The organism is Pseudomonas sp. H26/SER47-MNA-CIBAN-0231, from assembly GCF_040310465.1.
Lineage (GTDB): Bacteria > Pseudomonadota > Gammaproteobacteria > Pseudomonadales > Pseudomonadaceae > Aquipseudomonas > Aquipseudomonas atacamensis.
This window is the reverse complement of sequence record NZ_JBEOPW010000028.1, coordinates 1-19321: the sequence shown is the minus strand read 5'-3', so window position 1 is coordinate 19321 and position 19321 is coordinate 1. Positions and strand designations below refer to the sequence as shown.

Annotated in this window: 8 protein-coding genes; 4 read left to right on the top strand and 4 right to left on the bottom strand. The window is 60.0% G+C overall.

From position 1 onward, the window contains the following. From AAEZ10_RS26130 to recQ, 3 genes are all read right to left on the bottom strand, one after another. Positions 1–1809: a motility hub landmark protein FimV gene (locus AAEZ10_RS26130; RefSeq protein ID WP_350571608.1), complete on the bottom strand. Its 1809-nt coding sequence runs from the start codon at positions 1807–1809 to the stop codon at positions 1–3. Between the two features lie 127 nt (positions 1810–1936). Continuing rightward, a complete protein-coding gene (locus tag AAEZ10_RS26125) occupies positions 1937–2371 on the bottom strand; it encodes a MarR family transcriptional regulator (protein WP_016771142.1) in 435 nt (144 codons plus the stop codon). Positions 2372–2503: 132 nt separating this feature from the next. Continuing rightward, complete coding sequence (gene recQ, locus AAEZ10_RS26120) at positions 2504–4633, bottom strand: DNA helicase RecQ (protein WP_024012058.1); 2130 nt, start codon at positions 4631–4633, stop codon at positions 2504–2506. Between the two features lie 406 nt (positions 4634–5039). Here recQ and AAEZ10_RS26115 point away from each other — a divergent pair, with 406 nt between their 5' ends. The 3 genes from AAEZ10_RS26115 (at position 5040) to AAEZ10_RS26105 (ending at position 9191) form a co-directional block, all read left to right on the top strand. Beyond that, positions 5040–5627 carry a UPF0149 family protein gene (locus AAEZ10_RS26115; RefSeq protein ID WP_071171393.1) on the top strand — a complete coding sequence of 196 codons (588 nt, stop codon included), beginning with the start codon at positions 5040–5042 and terminating at the stop codon, positions 5625–5627. Positions 5628–5637: 10 nt separating this feature from the next. Next, complete coding sequence (locus AAEZ10_RS26110) at positions 5638–6033, top strand: YbaN family protein (RefSeq protein ID WP_323168283.1); 396 nt, start codon at positions 5638–5640, stop codon at positions 6031–6033. 149 nt (positions 6034–6182) lie between these two features. Then, positions 6183–9191, top strand: coding sequence for an Ig-like domain-containing protein (locus AAEZ10_RS26105; protein ID WP_350571604.1), 3009 nt, complete (start codon positions 6183–6185; stop codon positions 9189–9191). Positions 9192–9482: 291 nt separating this feature from the next. On the opposite strand, the gene AAEZ10_RS26100 is transcribed toward AAEZ10_RS26105, so the two are convergent. Beyond that, entirely contained in the window at positions 9483–17330 is a 7848-nt protein-coding gene (locus AAEZ10_RS26100; protein ID WP_350571602.1) for a retention module-containing protein, read from the bottom strand. Between the two features lie 532 nt (positions 17331–17862). On the opposite strand from AAEZ10_RS26100, the gene AAEZ10_RS26095 reads away from it, so the two are divergent. Beyond that, positions 17863–19221, top strand: a complete 1359-nt coding sequence (locus AAEZ10_RS26095) for a TolC family outer membrane protein (RefSeq protein WP_016771146.1) — start codon at positions 17863–17865, stop codon at positions 19219–19221. Positions 19222–19321 lie beyond the last annotated feature (100 nt).

The window sequence follows — 19321 nt, the reverse complement described above, 5'->3', positions numbered from 1 at the left end:
TCAGCGAATCCCCGCCAACAACGTCCTTGCCGTCTGCTTCAACGGCTCATCCCCTTCCCTGAGCAATTCATTGAGCAGCGCGATCGCGCTGTCGATGTCGCCATCGTCGATGCAGGTTTGTGCCTGTTCGAGCTTGCCGGCGGCCTCGGTGTCGGTCTCGGTGGACTCGGGTAATTGCAGATCCAGAGGTTCCAGCACCAGCGACGGCTCGGGATCGCCGAACTCGTTGAGAAAGTCATCGTCGAGCGGCTGGGCGTCGGGTTCGGGTATCCATTCAAGTTCGGCTTCTTCAGCAGATGCAGCCTGTGGCAGGTCAAAATCGACAGGCAGCACTGACAAGCTAGTGCCCAGCTCTGGATCATCGATTGGCGGTGCGGCGGAATCGGTGCGGCTGTCGTTCAGATCCCAATTTGAATCCATCGACAGCTCGCCCAGATTCAATTCGAAATCATCCTCGAGAGCGCCGGGCGACGATGCGAGCGGCGCGGCTGCGGTCGCTGCCAAGGCCACGGGCAGTTCGGGCGGTATTGGCGTTGCCGCAAATACCGCCGGTGCGGCGCCTGCCAGTTTTGCATGGCGAGCGCGGATTTCAATCAGTTCGCGGTCATCGACGCCAAGCGCACGCAGGCGGTTTTCCTGCTGCTCAAAAGCGGCGCTGTCACCCTGGCGCCCAAGAACCTCCAGCAACTGCAGACCGAGATCAATGCGTTCAGGCTCCTTGTGCAAGGCATCGCGCAGCAGCCCGGCCGCTTCGCTGAGCCGGCCGTAGGCCAGATAGATGCCCACAGCCTCCAGCACGTCGCCGGCACCGGGTTCGTCGCGATGATCGGCGGCCGCGTGCGCACCGACAGATTGTTGAAGTTCAGGCTCATCAACGTTGTCTTCGGCGCTCACAGGCAATAGCGGCATCGGCGTGCCATCTGCTGTGGAACGTTGCTGACGGCGGCGTATGAGCAACGCTGCCAGCACGCCCAGCAGCAATATCAGTCCGCCGAGCAGCGGCCAGTTCACGCCATCGTCTGCCGCCTCGACCGGGGCTGAAACAGCGGCCGGAGCCGGCGCGACCACAGGTGGTGGCGGCGCTTTCTGCACTTCGGCCAAGCGGGTTTGCAACTCCTCGATCTGCTTCTTTCCGTCGGCTATTTGCACTTGCTGCTCTTGCAGCCTGAGGTTCTGTTCGTCGAGGGTCTTTTGCAGTTGCTGGGTGAGCAGCACGCTGGCGGCCAGTTGCTCGGCCTGCGCATCGTTGGCAGGTGCCGCCGGCGTTGGCGGCACAGGCGCCGCAGTGCGTTTGCCCTGGGCAGCCTGAGGCGGTGCGGTAACCGGTTCGACGGTTGGAAATTCGGAGGATTGCGGGCGCGGATCCGGCTCGTCGGTGGCGGGCACGATGCCCGGCGAACCCGGCGGGTCGATCAGCACCGTGTACTCGCGCAGCAGACGGCCGTTGGGCTGATCGAGCTGCACGAGAAAATTCAGGAAAGGTTCGTTGACCGGTTTGCCGGACGTCACCCGGATCATCTGGCGGCTGCCGCGCAGGATCGGGGTAAACTTGAGGTCATTGAGAAAGAACACCCGCTCGACGCCCGCCCGGCCGAATTCATCTGCCGAAGCCAGGCTGGCCGAGAGATCATTTTGCGTCAACGTGCCGACATCGACCAGCGCGATGTCGGCCTTGAACGGCTGATTGAGGGCTGAGTGAACAGTGATTTCGCCCAACCCCAACGCCATCGACCAGGTCGAATGGCTGAAAACGCCAGCGAGCAGCAGCCATTTGGCGCCCCCGCGCAGCACGTGCCGACTTGCGAGCATGAGCATCCCTTAAATAAGCAAAACCGGTTTGTATGCGTTCGCACATCCGGTACGAACACGATATTGCCCAGTAGTTCTTATAGTCGGCTCAGCGCGATCTCTCAAAAAATCACTGGCGGGATGTGCCTCAAGATTTTTCCAGGTTGGCCAGAATGTGCCCGTGTACGCGCATGCACACCTTCAAATCCGCCTCATCGACGCCCTCGAACAATTCGTGGCGCAGCTGCGTGGCAATGGTTTCGATCTGTTCGATCAGGGGCAGCGCAGGTGCGCAGAGCACGATTTTTTTCGCCCGACGGTCTTCCATCACTGACTGGCGTTGCACCAGTCCCTGGTTTTCCAGACTATCGAGCAAGCGCGCCAGGGTCGGGCCTTCGACGCCGACACTCTGCGCCAGTTCGCGTTGGGTCGGTGCCTCTTCAAAACGCGCCAGATGCAGCAGCACCAGCCAGCGCGCCTGCGACAGGCCCAGCCCGGCGAGGCGACGATCCAGTTCGGCACGCCAGCCACGGGACATCTGGGCCAGTTGCATACCAAAGCGATGTTGATCGGTTAACGGCATAAAACACTCACGGTTAGACTGAAAATACGGAAAATCTAATTATTAGTCAGCTAAGCATGGGCGGCAGTTATAGGCAAGAGTCGCTCTGTACTGAATCGTTACAACTGCACGGGGCTTGGCGCATACGTCGTTTCACATCTCGAATTCAGACTGCAAAGCCGCCCGCACGCAATACAGCACGCCTTCCGGTACTCGCCCGGCAAACAGCTCAGCCACTTCAGCGACGGACGGCAACTCGCCCTCCCCGTCGAGGAACGCGTCCTGCACTTCGCCCATCAGCTCTTCTGGCAAATCCAGCGCCTGCTCCAGCGACAACTGCTGCTTGCCGATGGCTTCGGCGAGCATGGCGTAGACGTTCTTCTCCGAGCACTGCAACTGCCCGGCGATCTGCAGCGGGGTCATGCCGGCGCGGGCCAGGGTGATCAGCTCGTGACGGACATCGGCGACCACCTTCGGCGCCTCCGCCTCGCCGCCGAGCACTTCGAGGAAGGCTTCGCCATAGCGCTCCAGTTTGCGTGCGCCGACGCCGCTGACCCGGGCCATTTCCGCCAGCGAAGTCGGCTGGCTGCGGAGCATTTCCAATAGCGTCGAGTCGGGGAAGATGACATATGGCGGCACGCCGTGTTCTTCGGCGAGCTTGCGCCGTAGTGCGCGCAAGGCTTCCCACTGTTCGCGTTCTTCGCCGCGCACCAGTTGGCTGGCCTGGCTCTTGCTGCCGGTTTTGGCGGTGACTTGCGGTTTCAGGTCGCGGCGCAGTTCCAGTTTCACTTCGCCTTTGAGCAAAGGCCGGCAACTGTCATTCAAGCGCAGACCGCCATAACCCTCGTGGTCGACATCGGCCAACCCACGCGCCACCAGTTGGCGGAACAGCGAGCGCCACTCGCTCTCGCTCAACGCCTTGCCAACGCCGAACACCGACAAATGCTGATGGCCGAAGCTGCGCACCTTTTCGTTGTCCTTGCCCAGCAACACGTCGACCAGATGACCGACGCCATAGCGCTGGCCGGTGCGGAAAATCGCCGACAAGGCCTGACGTGCAGGCTCGGTGGCGTCCCAGGTCTGCACGCCGTCGACACAGTTGTCGCAATGCCCGCACGGTTCGGGCATGTCTTCGTCGAAATAGGCCAGTAACGCCTGCCGGCGGCAGCGGGTTTCTTCGCACAGCGAGAGCATGGCGTCGAGCTTGTGCTGCTCCAGACGCTTGTGGCGCTCGTCGCCTTCGGAGTTCTGCAGCATCTGCTTGAGCATCACCACGTCTTGCAGACCGTAGGCCATCCACGCATCCGCCGGCAGACCGTCACGGCCGCCGCGACCGGTTTCCTGGTAATACGCCTCAAGGGATTTCGGCAGATCGAGGTGCGCGACAAAGCGTACGTTGGGCTTGTCGATGCCCATGCCGAACGCCACGGTGGCGACCATGATCAGGCCTTCCTCATTGAGGAAGCGCTTCTGGTGATAGGCGCGCAGATCGTTGGGCAGACCGGCGTGATACGGCAGCGCCGGGAAGCCCTGCTCGCTGAGAAACGCCGCAACTTCTTCGACCTTCTTGCGCGACAGGCAATAAACGATGCCGGCATCGCTGCGCCGCTCGGCGAGGAACGCCAGCAACTGTTTGCGCGGCTGTTCCTTGGGCACGATGCGATAGAAGATGTTTGGGCGGTCGAAGCTCGACAGGAAGCGCTCGGCGTTCTGCAGGTGCAGGCGATCGACAATTTCTTCGCGGGTGCGCTTGTCGGCGGTCGCGGTGAGGGCAATGCGCGGAACGTTGGGGAACAGCTCTGCCAATTGACCCAGTTGCAGGTATTCGCGGCGGAAATCGTGGCCCCATTGCGATACGCAATGCGCTTCGTCGATGGCGAACAAGGCGATTTCCAGGCTTTGCAGGAATGCCAGCATGCGCGGCTGCACCAAGCGCTCGGGCGCCAGATAGAGCATTTTCACTTCACCGCGTTTGATCCGCAGAGCGAGATCGCGCTGCTGCTCGGCACTCAGCGTGGAGTTCAGCGCAGCGGCGGCCACGCCCAGTTCTTCGAGGGTGGCGACCTGATCGTCCATCAGCGCGATCAACGGCGACACGACCACCGCCAGACCTTCACGCAACAGCGCCGGCACCTGGAAGCACAACGACTTGCCGCCACCGGTAGGCATCAGCACCAGCGCATCACCGCCGCTGGCCACGCGCTCAATGATCGCACCCTGACGGCCACGGAAACTGTCGTAGCCGAAGATGTCCTTGAGGACGCGTTGAGCCTGTTCGAGCATAAAAACTCCAAAAATCTACCGATACATCCCTGCTCAGGCTGGTTCAGAGCAGCTTCGGCTGCTTAAACAAAACGTAAGAACACATTGCATGACCAGCGCAGCGCCGGCAGGGATCGCAAAACGCGGCAGTATACCCGAGGCCTTCGCCGCAGAGGGTGCCGCTGAGAAGACACCTGATAAACCTGCCACATACAAAACCCTGTGGGAGCGAGCCTGCTCGCGAAAGCGGCCTGTCAGTCGATGTAAAAGTGCCTGATCCACCGCCTTCGCGAGCAGGCTCGCTCCCACAGGGTTATTCATCTTTCCAGTAAGGCCGGTAATTCGGGCAAATCTGCCAAGCGGCTGGCTAGAGCGCGCAAGAAGGCCTAGAATTCCCGCATTGTTTATTCCCCAAGGTAGCCCCGTAATGTCCTTCGCTGAGCAACTGACCCGCCTGCAAGTCTTCCTCGACGCCGACGAGCTGCACGACGAGGCGCTGGATTACGTCGCCGCCCACGGTTACCTGACCGCGCTGTCGATCTGCTCCGAAGACGTTCCGGAGCGCGAGTGGATCGACGCGCTGTTCGCCGAAGAGCCGCATTACACCGACGAAGCCCAGCGTGCCGAAATCGAAGCCACGCTGATCGGCCTCAAGGCGCACATCGCTCGCCAACTGGCCTCGGATGAAGAATTCGAATTGCCGTGCGAACTGGATCTGGGCGAAGAGCCGGACGACTCCGAACTGCGCGGCTGGTGCATCGGTTTCATGGAAGGCGTGTTCCTGTGCGAAGCGGCCTGGTTCGAAACCGCCGAAGAAGAAGTCAGCGAAATGCTCCTGCCGATCATGGTCGGTTCCGGCCTGTTCGACGAGCAGCCTGAGTTCGAAGACATCGCCAAGGACGCCAACCTGATGGACGACATGATCGTTCAGATCCCGGAAGCCCTGACCGCGCTGTATCTGCTGTGCCAGGCCCCCGACGAAAAACCGGCGATCCTCAAGCCTCGTCATCACTAAGAACCGGCCTATGGACAACCCCATAGGCAACCGACCCCTGATGTTGCGCTACTTCCTGCTGGCCATCGGCTGGCTCAGCGTGGCATTGGGTGTGATCGGGATTTTCCTGCCCGTCCTGCCCACCACCCCTTTCCTTCTGCTCGCCGCAGCCTGCTTCGCGCGCAGTTCTCCGCGTTTCTATCAATGGCTGGTCGAGCATCCACGGCTCGGGCCATGGATCCGCGATTACCTCGATGGCAACGGCATTCCGCTCAAGGGCAAGGTCTACGCGATCGGGCTGATGTGGGCGAGCATTCTGTTCTCGTGTTATCTGGTGCCGCTGGTTTGGGCGCGTGGGTTCATGCTGACCAGTGCGGTGCTGGTGACGGTTTATATTTTGCGGCAGAAGACCTTGAAAAAACGCTGATCGCCCCACCGTCGGCAGCACAACCGTTCATCCGATATCCGTCCGCACCTGTCAGAGTTGACAGGTGCGCGCTTTAACGTCGCATGATTAATTCTTCCGTATCGGCGCTGACAGCCCAGGTAAGCGCCCCGTGTGGAAGGCGAACATTCATGAACAGCTCACAATACCTGATATTCCCTCCTGCGCCGCGTTCCGGTATCGGTGTGCTGGCCCTCTATCCGCCGCAACCACTCCTGCACAAGCTGCAAACTGACAAGAGCTACGGTATCAACATCGCCATGGCTGCTCAGAACATTAACGGATTGGGCTTCCGTCTCCCGGAGTATCTGTCTCAAGGCATTGGTGACCATATCAAAGTCTTCATCGATAAACCCGATGTCACTAACCCTTTGTCCGTGATTGATTTCATCCTTACGGAGGAGGATTTTGAGGCCGATGGAAAGATTCCTAAAACCGTACTTTTTTACATTTCAGCTGAAATCCTCGAGGAGAAATTCCTGCCGTTTACAGACGTCAGGCTGGATTGCTGGATGATAGTCACAAGACCGAGCGGCAACCCATCGGAATCGCCACACGCACAGCTCTGGTTCAAATACCCCGCACCCGGCGAGGCGGACACTGATGGTGGAAAGTCCCTCAATCAGGGCCTCAAGCTGCCGCTCGCATCGGAAAGCATCGTCGATCAGAACGTCATCGACGCAGGCATGGATGTCACGGTCAAGCATTACTTCAATCAGCAGATCGGTGATACGGTCGTGCTGACATTTGGTTCGCTTCGGCTGGACTTCGTCGTGACTGACGCCTCGGCCGACATCGTTTTCACGCTTACAGCTGAACAACTCGGCGAATTGCCAAAAACCAGCAGTCTGGTGGTGCGCTGGAGCGTCTATGACGTTGTCGAGAACTCCAGTGGCTTTTCGGAACCGCTCATTCTGCCGTTCAAGCCCGGAATAACTTTGTTGGCCGCGCCGATTTTCGAGCAGTCCGATGGCGACGACGTTCTACACCATGACTGGCTTGCAGGCGGCCCGACGAACATTCTCCTGACGGGCAGTTTTGCGATCAACGATGTGATCGACCTGACACTGGAAGGATTCACCCGAAACAACGTGCCAGTCACTCATACCTATTCTTTAACGGTGACCGTCGCCAGCAAGACACTGAACTTTCCCGTGGAAAATTTCCGCATTCAAAATGTGATAGGTGGAAGTTTACGGGCAACCTATATCCTGACCAGAGCAGGTCAGCCCAAGCTCTCCAAACCTGCTGACGTAACCGTTGCGGGTAAATCGTTGCCACTGGGAGCGCCGGAGGTCACCCCACTGGTGGAAGGCGAACTGGCGGTCGATACTGCCAAAGCACTAATAAATGTCGCCAGCTTCTGGCCCTTGAAACAAGGGGCAGAGGTCAAGCTGCACTGGCAGACCACAGACATCAATGGCAAGTTGGTACAGTTCACTTGGGGACAGCTGGTAACCGATCCTTCAAAGCCCATCGTTTTCGAGGCCGAGAACGAGTACATCAAGCCCTACGCCAGCGCGAGACTGGCCGTGCAGGCCACCATCACCAATCCCGGCGAAAGTGAAGTCTTTTCCGATATCGCGCAGTTGAAGATCGGCGATCCCAAGGAGCTTGTCCTCACGCCGCATTCACTGGTATCACCTTTCACTAATCCGCTTGATCCCTTGGCAGCGCTGCCGGGCATGCTCGTGGAGTATCTCGATGCCACGACCGAAAAAGCCCGTCTGGTATGCACACCACTGCCTCTGGGATTTGATCGCTTCCCGCTGGTAGATCTGGATTCGGCCAAACAAGCCCGCTTTCCGTTCGACAGGCGCCTCATTGTGGCGCTTCACGGTGAAACCGTGCGATTCAAATTCAACCTGAATCAGGACGGCAAGAAAATCGGATCATCTCCGGAAACAGAGATTTCTTTCAAACTGATCGCTGATCAGGATCCCAGGTTTCCGCGACCGCGAATCATTGGCATTGATAACGCAATACTGGACGTAAAAAAACTGACCAGCGCAGACAAATTGGCGGTCAACCTCTGGCACGGACAACGGCCGGGCCAGAGCATGACGCTGGTGCTGATCGGCATCGACAGCACAAACAACCCTGTCCGCCACGTCATCATCAACGCGGAGGCGAGCGTCACCAGCGCCGGGCTGATACGGGAACTGTCAACGCCGACGCTGGAAGTGTTGAGAAATCTCAAAAGCGGCAGTACGGCGACATTGATATTTTCCGTGCGCCTGGGGTTGCGCGGCAATCCAGTGGAATTTCCCCACCAGACCTATCAGATCGAATCTCTGGTTGAGCTGCAGCCGGTCATCACACTGATTAAGGACTCGCAGAACCGGGAGATTCCGCATAGCGACTTTACGGTTGACCCCAATGTCACGGTTGAAGGGACTGCGAGTACAGAGCAGCAGGTTGAAGTGCTGGTGGATGGCAAGCCGGTGGAGACGTTGACCACAGACAAGGACGGCAAATTCTCAGTGCTACTGAAGGGGCTCGTTGTCGATGTACTGACAATCGTGCAGATTCGGGCGCTCTATGGTGAAGGTCTGCTCTCTCCTTTGCGTTCGTTCACGCTACGCAAAGCGCTGCAAGTCAACAATAGCGCCATGGCCCTGCATGGACCGAGAGTTTATGCATGGCCCCACAGTGCGGACTTTCCAGGTAACACTCAAATCCGTGCTGCTGTCCCGTCTACCGGCGTTCCCCCGATCACTTACAGAAGCAGTAATTCGAACGTGGCCCATGTTGACGGCAACGGGAAAGTCACCGGTATGCGTAACGGCAATACCTACATCACGGTGCAAGACCGATTCAGCTCATTTTCATACAACGTTGATGTTCGGAATATCTACCAGCTGTCCGTGTCTGGGTATGCAATGAACCATTACCAGGCAGTAAATTGGATGAACAGTGTTTATGGTTCAGTTCCTTTAAACAATTATTTTAATAGCATGTACGCTGTCTATGGCAAAGACCATAACTGGCCGCTAGCTTCTGGCTGGATAACATGGATGTGCACCGGCGCTGCATGTGGGCACAATCAGGGGGGTTACTACGTTTGGCGAGGCGGCGGATATCTCTGCCGTAACGACTTGAGCATCGGATATTGGGCATGGTGCCTCAGACCTTATTGACAACTGTGCCGTGCCATTGCTGCTGAGCAGCAGATCATGCTCGGGAAGTTGGCGGTGAATCGGATTCTGGATAATTTGGGCTGTCGGCGTGAGCTTGTGTCAAACACCGGCTGATTGTCCGGTGCCATCTCTGGCCCCTTTGCGAGCAGGCTCGCTCCCACATTGAAATGCATTCCACTGTGGGAGCGAGCCTGCTCGCGAAGACTGACGTGTGAGCAACGCAGTACCATCAGGCAGAAAAAACCGCCGTCCCTATGAGCTGGACGGCGGTTTTTTTGTTTCAGACGGCGCTTACACCGTATCCACCTTCAACGAATGATCATTAAGCATGCCGCTGATGATCGTCGCCGTGTCGTGACCGCTGGCAATCATGCCGCCCGCCCCTGGTGTCACGCCGTAGTGGCTGGCGAGGTTGACGCCGGCCAGATCAATCGTCTGGTTCGGCGTGCCGCCGGCCATGGCGCTGACGTCGATGCTGGTCATCACCGAGGCGCCGCTGCCGCTGACGGTGAAGTGCAGATAGTCGTCCAGCGACGCGGTACTGGTGTTTTCGCCTTGCAGCAGTTGCGACAGGTCGAGCTTGTCGGTACCGGGGGTGAAGTCGGTGATCAGGTCGTGACCGCTGTTGCCCTTGAGCCATTGGAAGGTGTCAGCCCCTGCCCCGCCTGTCAGCGTATTGTTGCCCATGCCACCGATCAGCAAGTCATCGCCAGCGCCGCCATTGAGGAAGTCGTTGCCGAGGCCGCCGTTGATCACGTTGTTGTTGCCGTCGCCGGTGAGGCTGTCGTTGAAGTTCGAGCCGATCAGGTTTTCGATACCGGTCAAGGTGTCAGTACCGGCGCCGAGGGTGTTCTGCGCACCGAGCAGGCCGAGATTGACGGTGACGGCGGCCGTGGCGTGGGCGTAGCTGGCGGTGTCGCTGCCAGTGCCGCCATCGAGCAGATCGTTGCCCGCGCCGCTGTAGAGCAAATCGTTACCGCCGTCGCCGTGCATTTCGTTGTTGCCAGAGCCTGCGCTGAGCACGTCGTTGCCTTCGCCGGCATTGATCACGTTGTTGCCGCTGCCCGCTACCAACACGTCGTCGCCAGCAGTGCCGGTCAGGGTGTGGCCGTCCTGATAGCTGATGCTGACGTTGGCCGTGTCGCTGCCGCCGTGGTTATCGTTGGCGGTGTAGGTGCCGTGGTAGTCCGGCGTGATGTCGTGGGCCCCCGCATAGTTGAGGGTCATGGTCAGTTGGTAGTTTTCCGCGGCGTTCGGGTTGCCGCCACCATTACCAATGTTGGTGACGTGGATCTGGTAGACGCCGTCCGCCGAGGCGCTGAGGGTCTGGCCGTCCGCCAGCGCCATCCAGGCACCGCCGTTGAGCGAATACTCCATGCTGATCTTACCGGCACCCAGATTGTGATCGAGGTTGAGGGTTTCGCCCTGACGCAGATTGACGGTGATGCGATCTTCGTCATTGGCATTGCTGTTGCTCACCATGCCCAGATAACCGCTGACCACCAGCACGGCGGTCATGGTCGCGGCATTGGCGCTGAAGGCGCTGCGCACATTGGCCAGGTTCTGGTTGGCCGCATTATTGTTCTGCCCAGTGAAACCGATCAGGCCGGTACCGGTGAAGTCCGCCGCTTTCGAGACCCAACCGGTGTTGAAACTGGTTGGCGTAGCGTTGAGGGTGTCGCCGTTCGGATCGCTGTCATTGGCCAGCAGCAGCTCACCCGGCACCACGATGTTGCCCGAGAGCACGTTGGTGATGACGTGATCGTCCATCGCCACCGGTGGCGCGTTGGGAATCACTTTCACCGTCAGGGTGGAGCTGGCCAGATCGCCATCGTTGTCGCTGACGGTGAAGCCGATGTTTTCGGTGATCACCACGGCGGTGGTTTTCTGCGAGGTGTAGCTGTATTCGCCGGTATCGAGGTTGACCACCAGCGTGCCGCTGTTGTTGGTGGCGATACTGACGGTGTTGTTGGCGGTATTGAAAGTGCCGTGGTTGACGCCGCCGCTCGCGGTCAACGAACCCTGGCCACTGAGGGCTTTCGGATCGTAGGTGTAGGTGGTGCCGTCGACCAGGATCGACTTGATGAAACCGCCATCGGCACCGAACGAACCGCCCTCGCCCAGCAGCGAACCGGTAACCGGCGCGCCCTGCACGGTGCCGGACAATACCGAGTTGAGCTGATTGAGATCGGTGACCACCACCGCATTGGTATTGGTGTGGTTGATGCCGTCGTAGGCCAGCGGATCGAGGTTGGCGTTGCTCACGCCACTGCCCAGACCAATGGCGTAGTTCTTGATGTTGTTAGCGTCGAGGAAGTTTTTCAGCGCGGCTTCGTCAGCCGTGCCGATGTCGCCCTCGTTGGGCTTGCCGTCGGAGAAGAAGTAGCCGACGTTCTGCGCCCCGGTGAGTTTGCCGGAGGTGTTGAACGCGGTCTGCATCACCGCCACGGCGGCGTCGTAGTTGGTGCCGCCGCCGGCGTTGAGGCCGGCGAGGAGTGTCTTGGCGGTGGCGACATCCACCCACACGGTGGTGCGGTCGGCGGCATTGCTGCTGAACGTCACCAACTGCACTTTCACATCGCCCAGATCATCGTACTTGTCGAGCAAGGCACCAATGGCCTGCTTGGCCAGTGCCAGCCGCGACAGGCCCGGCACGCCAGAGGGATCGGCCATGCTGCCGGAGATGTCGAGGACGATGAGGATGTTGGAATCGATCTCCACTGCGGTAACTGAGCGATCCGAGGCAACGGCTTTCGGCACATCGTCGACGATGTTCACCACAAGCGTGCTGGTGGTGCTGTTGCCCAGCGCATCGGTGGCTTTGTAGGTGAACGTTTCGCTGAGGGTGTTCGGCCCGTCGTTGGCGTTCGGCGCGGTTTTCGGCGCCGAGGTCAGCGTGTAGGTGTAGGTGCCGTCAGCGTTGAGCTGCAGTTGCCCGTAGCTGCCGGTGGCGTTGCCGACCAGGGTGTAAGTGATCGCGCCGCTGCCGCCACTGACCGAACCGACCAGCGTGCCGCTGGCGGTTTCGCCGGTGTTGCCCGGTTCGCTGCCGATGACTGTGCCGGGGGCGAGATCCTGGCCATCCTTGTTCAGGTCGAGGGCTTTTTCGTAGACCGTGACATCCTGATCCACCGAGGCGACCAGTTTGCTGTCGGCCACGTTGATGGTCAGCGTTGTGGTGCTTTCGTCGCCATCGCTGTCACGGATGGTGTAGGTGAACGTGTCGGTCGAGCCCGGCGGGCTCACCGAGTTCGGGTTGCTGTGGTAAACCGCGTTGCCCGCCGCGTCGAGGGTCAGGTAGCCGTAGTTGCCGTTGATGTTGCTGTTGAGCCCGCCGCTGGCTGACGTCGCGGTGTTGCTGCCGGCGCGCACGCCAACCACCGTGGCGGCGCCGTCGGCACCGCTGAGGTCATTGCCGAGCACACTGACATTGACCGTGCCGCCCTCCGCCACCGAGCCGGTATCGGCGTTGGCAGTCGGCAGATCGTCGACGATGTTGACGTTGATCTGACCGCTGGCGGTACTGCCATCGGTATCAGTGGCGAGCACGTCGAAGCTCTCACTGAGGCTGTTGGCGCCGTTGGCGTTCGGATGGGCTTCGTTGTCGACCAGCGTGTAGCTGTAACTGACCAGTCCGGTGGCCGGGTCGTAACCGGTGATGGTGAACGTACTGCCCAATGGCGAGACCACCGATTGCGGCAAACCGGCGGCGACGCCATTGCTGATCACCGCAATGCCGCCGACCGTCAGGGTTTGCAGGCCATCAAGCGCAGTGACGGTGAAGCTGCCGCTTTGGGTCAGCGCCGAGGTGTCGGGGCTGCTGCCGTCGCTGAGGTTTTTCTCGTAGACGGTGATTTCACCGCCCTTCACGTTGAGGCCGTCGAGGCACACCGGATCGTCGTTGTTATGGATGTTCAGCACCAGGTTGGCGGTGCTGGTGTCGCCGTCCGCGTCGGTGATGGTGTAGGCGAAGGTTTCCGTGCCGTTGCCGCCGCCGTGGAGGTTTTTGAAGTCGGCGTCGTTGGCGTCCAGCGTGTAGGTGTAAGTGCCGTTGGCGTTGAGCACCAGCGTGCCGTAAGTGCCAGTGAAAGTACCGGCGGTTACCGGGCCGCTGGCGACGCGGTCGGCGCCCTGCACGTCGTTGTCGAGGACGTTGCCGGTCAGGGTCAACTGGTCTTCGGTCGCGTTGGTCGCGTTGCTGTCATTCAGCGCTTTCGGCACGTCATCGACGATGCTCACGACGATTGTGCTGGTGACGACGTTGCCGAGAGAATCGGTGGCCTGATAGGTGAAGGTTTCGCTCAGGCTGTTGGCGCCGTCGTCAGCGTGCGGCGTAGTGGTCGCTGGCGAAGTCAGGGTGTAGGTGTAAGTGCCATTGGCATTGAGGACGATCTGCCCGTAATTGCCGGTGGCGCTGCCGACCAGTGCATAACTGATCGCGCCGACCGCACCGGTGACCGAGCCGACCAGGGTGCCGGAAGCGGTTTCGCCAGTGCTGTTCGGATCGCTGCCGACCACACTGCCCGCTGCCAGATCCTGGCCATCCTGGTTCAGGTCGAGGGCTTTTTCGTAGACGGTGACGTCAGTGTCGCTGACCGCTTTCAGGCAGCTGTTGTAGACATCGATGGTGATGGTGGTGGTGCTTTCGTCACCGTCGGCATCGCGCACGGTGTAGGAGAACACATCCACCGCGCCCGGGCCGTTCACCGTGTTCGGATTGCTGTGATAAACGGCGTTGCCGTTGGCATCAAGCGTGAGGTAGCCGTAGGTGCCGTTGATCTGCGAATTGAGTCCGCCGATGGCCGAAGTCGAGGTGTCGGCACCGGCACGCACGCCGACCACTGCGCCGGTAATCGCCGGGCCATCCGCGCCGCCGACATCGTTGTTGAGTACGTTGCCGCTGACGGTGCCACCCTCGGCCACCGAAGCCGCGTCCGCATGCGCGGTCGGCAAATCATCAACGATGTTGACGTTGATCTGGCCGCTGGCGGTGCTGCCATCGGTGTCAGTCGCCACCACGTCGAAGTTCTCGGTGAGGCTGTTGGCGCCGTTGGCGGTTGGATGGGCTTCGTTGTCGGCCAGGGTGTAGCTGTAGCTGACCACGCCGGTCGCCGGATCATAACCGCTGATGGTCAAGGTGCTGCCAAGCGGCGTGATCACTGATTGCGGAAACCCTGCGGCCACGCCGTTGGTGATCACCGCGATGCCGCCAACCGTGAGGGTCTGCAGACCATCGAGAGCGCTGACGGTGAAAGTGCCGTTCTGGGTCAGCGCGGGCGTGTTGGGGCTGGTGCCGTCGCTGAGGTTTTTTTCGTAGACGGTAAGTTCGCCACCGTTGACGTCGAGGCCATTGAGCAGCACCGGATCATCGTTGTTGTGAATCTGCAGAACGAGGTTGGCAGTGCTGGTATCGCCGTCGGCGTCGGTGATGGTGTAGGCGAAGGTCTCTGTGCCGTTACCGCCGCCGGTCAAGGCTTTGAAATCGGCGTCACTGGTATTGAGCGTATAGGTGTAAGTGCCGTCGGCGTTCAGAACCAAAGTTCCGAACGTGCCAGTGAAAGTGCCGGGCGTGACTGGACCCGTTGGGACGCGGTCGGCGCCTTGCACGTCGTTGGTCAGGACGTTGCCGGTCAGGGTCAGTTGGCTTTCCGAGGCGGTACCGTTGCTGTCGTCGTTGGCTTTCGGCAGGTCATCGACGATGTTCACGTCGAGGGTACCGGTGGCGGTGGTGCCGTTGTCATCGACCACCGTGACCGCGAACTGCTCAGGCAGATTGTTCGCGCCGTTGGCGTTCGGATGCGCTTCGTTATCAGCCAAGGTGTAGCTGTAACTGACCACGCCGGTTGCAGCGTTGAAACCGGTAATCGTCAGCGTGCTGCCCAGTGGTGTGGTGATCGATTGCGGGAAGCCTGCGGCGACGCCATTGGTCACCACGGCGATGCCGCCGACGGTCAGCGTGGTGACGCCGTCCAGTGCGGTGATGGTGAAGGTGCCGTTTTGTGTCAGGCCGGTGGCGTCCGGGGCGCTGCCGTCGCTGAGGTTTTTTTCGTAAACCGTGAGCTCGCCGCCAGCGACGTTCAGGCCATCGATGATTACTGGATCGTCGTTGTTGTGAATCTGCAGAACCAGATTGGCAGTGCTGGAATCGCCGTCGGAATCAGTGATGGTGTAGGCGAAGGTCTCTGTGCCGTTGCCACCGCCGGTCAAGGCTTTGAAATCGGCATCGCTGGTATTCAGGGTGTAGGTATATGTGCCGTCGGCGTTCAGCACCAATGTGCCGTAAGTACCGGTGAAAGTGCCCGGCGTGACCGGTCCGGTGGGTACGCGGTCGGCGCCTTGGATGTCGTTGGTGAGGACGTTTCCGGTCAGGGTCAGCAAGGTTTCCGAGGCAATGCCGTTGGCGTCGTCAAACGCTTTGGGCACGTCGTCGGTGATGTTCACGTCGAGGGTGCCGGTGGCCGTCGTGCCGTTGTCATCGACTACCGTGACGGCGAATTGCTCGGGCAGATTATTGGCGCCGTTGGCGTCCGGATGCGCTTCGTTATCAGCCAGGGTGTAGCTGTAACTGACCACGCCGGTTGCAGCGTTGAAACCGGTAATCGTCAGCGTGCTGCCCAGTGGCGTGGTGATCGATTGCGGGAAGCCTGCGGCGACGCCATTGGTCACCACGGCGATGCCGCCAACGGTCAGCGTGGTGACGCCGTCCAGTGCGGTGATGGTGAACGTGCCGTTTTGCGTCAGCGCGCCAGTGTCCGGGGCGCTGCCGTCGCTGAGGTTTTTTTCGTAAACCGTGAGCTCGCCGCCAGCGACGTTCAGGCCATCGATGATTACTGGATCGTCGTTGTTGTGAATCTGCAGAACGAGGTTGGCAGTGCTGGTATCGCCGTCGGAATCAGTGATGGTGTAGGCGAAGGTCTCTGTGCCGTTGCCACCGCCGGTCAAGGCTTTGAAATCGGCATCGCTGGTATTCAGGGTGTAGGTGTAGGTGCCGTCGGCGTTCAGAACCAAGGTGCCGTAAGTACCGGTGAAAGTACCCGGCGTGACCGGTCCGGTGGGTACGCGGTCGGCGCCTTGGATGTCGTTGGTGAGGACGTTTCCGGTCAGGGTCAGCAAGGTTTCCGAGGCAATGCCGTTGGCGTCGTCAAACGCTTTGGGCACGTCGTCGGTGATGTTCACGTCGAGGGTGCCGGTGGCGCTGTCGCCATTGCTGTCGGTGGCGATCACGGTGAACTGTTCGCTGAGATTGTTCACGCCATCGCCGGCCGCATGAGTCTCGTTGCCGTTGAGGGTGTAGCTGTAGCTGACCGTGCCAGTGGCCGCGTTGTAACCGGTGATGGTCAGGGTGTTGCCCAGTTGCGTGGTGATCGACTGGGGAAAGCCGATCGGCACGCCGCCAACAATCACGTTGATGCCGCCGATGCTCAGGCTGTTCAAACCATCCGCTGCCGAGACCGTGAAGCTGCCACTTTGCGTCAACGCGCCTGGATTGGCCGCTGTACCGTCAGGCAGATTGGCTTCATTGAGGTTGAGTTCGCCATCCGCCCCATTGAGGCCGTTGAGGATGACCGGATTGTTCACCGGTGGCGGTGGCACCACGACCGGCGCTGGCGTGTCGTCGCCATTGTCGGTGTCCGCGTCGCGACGATACTCGGGAAATTCGGGAATACCGTTGAAGCCAGCGGTGGGGAAACCAATGATCGGATCGACTCGGCCGCCGACTTCGGTGAGCAGAACGAAACTGTGCCCGCCGCCCAGTTCACCGGTATTGCCGGTGGGCGCGTTGGGGCCGGCAGCGGTGGCTTCGGCGGCTTTGCTCGGGTCTTCACCGGCGGCGATGGCTTGCTGGATTTGCTCGACATCGGTCAGTTGCGCCTGGCTCGGGGTCTGCGCTTCGTCGACGTTCACCGGCACAGCCTGGTCGGCCAGCAATTGCCCGCTCATGGTAATGCTGCTGCCCCGGCCGAGGGTCAATTCCTCGCCGTTTTGCAGTTTCACTGCCACCGCGCCTTCCGCGCCGGTGATCAGTTGATCGCCAGCGTACAAACGATCGCCTTCGAACAGCGGACGCTTGATGCCGTCGCTCGCCTGGGCGAACACCTGACCAATGACTTTTGTGACCGTACCAATGAGCGCTGCCATGTGAAATCCTCCGCTGCCGACCACCGTCGGCACTGGTTCGCGAAGCAGCCCATGGCTCAATCGGGTTGCCGGGGGCGACGCTCGCACCCTCGACAGTTCGTTTCGCAGGCCCGGTTTGAGGTGAATTGTCAGCGCTATCAAGCACTTGCCAACCCTGTTCAATCCATCGACCCACTAGCGCTACGTAACGGTGGTGAATCACCCGAGTGACAAAAATCTGTCGCTCATTCCCCGCTACGCGTCCCTCCCCTTCAGCAGTACTTCGCAGTGTCTCGCAAAGTGAATGGAACTTTCCTCAAGCCTTTTCGAGCTCCATAAAGCGCATAAAACAAAGGCTTTCGAGCTGAACAATGTGCTGCTTTTGAAAAACCGCATAAGTTTTTTTTGGAATAAACCTTATGAAAATTTTTTCTTAGCTACGCTCTAGGATGTTCTTAGCTCTGTTGTTACAAGAGTGAAACGCTTACACCCTAAATTTACGTCAAATATTTGGCGACGGTAACACAACATTGAGATCCAGGGAGATGCACCCATGCGCGTTTTAACCCCCCTCTGCAGCGCGGTTTTGCTGGCCATGGCTTGCACTTCCCAAGCCCAGGCGATGAACCTCACCGAGGCGATTCAGAGCACCATCGCCACCCACCCGGAGCTGGCTTCGCGCGTGGACGCCCGCTTGTCAGCGGATGAACAGGTGAAAGTGGCCAAGGGCGGGTTTTATCCGTCGGTCGATCTGAACGCTGCCTACGGGCGCGGCTACAGCGACAACACCAACACTCGCGCCTTCGGTAATCACAATACCGAAATCCTCAACTACACCCAGTCGGAGCTGCGCTTGCGGCAGATGATCTTCGACGGCTTCAACACCGCCAACGAGGTCGAGCGCACCAAGGGCGTGTCCAATTCGCGCGCCTACTACGCGCAAGGCACCGCGCAGGATCTGGCCCTGCGCACCATCGAGGTCTACCTCGAAGTGCTCAAGCGGCGTGAACTGGTGACGCTGGCCAAGAACAACCTGCAGGCGCACTTGCGTGTCAACGATCAGATCGGCCTGCGCACCGAGCGCGGCATCGGCAGCACCGCCGACTCCGATCAATCGGTTGCCCGTCGTGCACTGGCGCAGAACAACCTCGACACCGCCGAAGTCGATCTGGCCGACGCCGAATCGAATTTCTACAGCGTGGTCGGACGCATGCCCGATGAGCTGGAAACCCCGGCCTCGACTCGCGGTGAGATGCCGCCGGACCTGCGTGAAGCGCAGCAGAGCATGGTCGACAACAACCCGTACCTGAAATCGGCCCAGGCTGACGTGCAGTCCGCCGAGAGCCAGTACGAAGTCGCCAAGTCGCCGTTCTACCCGCGCTTCGATGCCGAAGCAGCAGTCGGCGCAAACAACAACGTGCAGGGTGATGAAGGCCACGACAACGAATGGCGTGTCGGTGTGGTGATGAACTACAACCTGTTCCGTGGCGGCAGCGACAAGGCACGCCTGGCCGCGAATGCCCACGACATCAACCAGGCGATGGACATCCGCAACAACGCCCTGCGTCAGCTCAACGAGAACATTCGTCTGGCCTGGAACGCCATGGAAAACGCCAAGAAGCAGACGCCGACCGCTCGCGAATATGCCGAAACCACCAAACGCGTGCGCGCCGCTTATCAGGACCAGTTCGGCCTCGGCCAACGCACCTTGCTCGACCTGCTCGACAGCGAAAACGAGCTGTACAACGCCAACCGTCGCTACACCGAAATCCGCTACACCGAGGAATACTCGATGTACCGCGTGCTGGCGAACATGGGCCAGTTGCTGAGCAAACAACGCGTGGTGCTGCCGGCTGATGCGATTGCCACGACCGAAGTAAAAAACCAGGCGCGCCTGCCGGAACTGAAGTAAACGGTGCAGGAACTGACTTTGCCCTGATCGTTCCCACGCTCTGCGTGGGAATGCCTCAAGGGACGCTCCGCGTCCAGTGACGCGGAGCGTCACGGGCTGC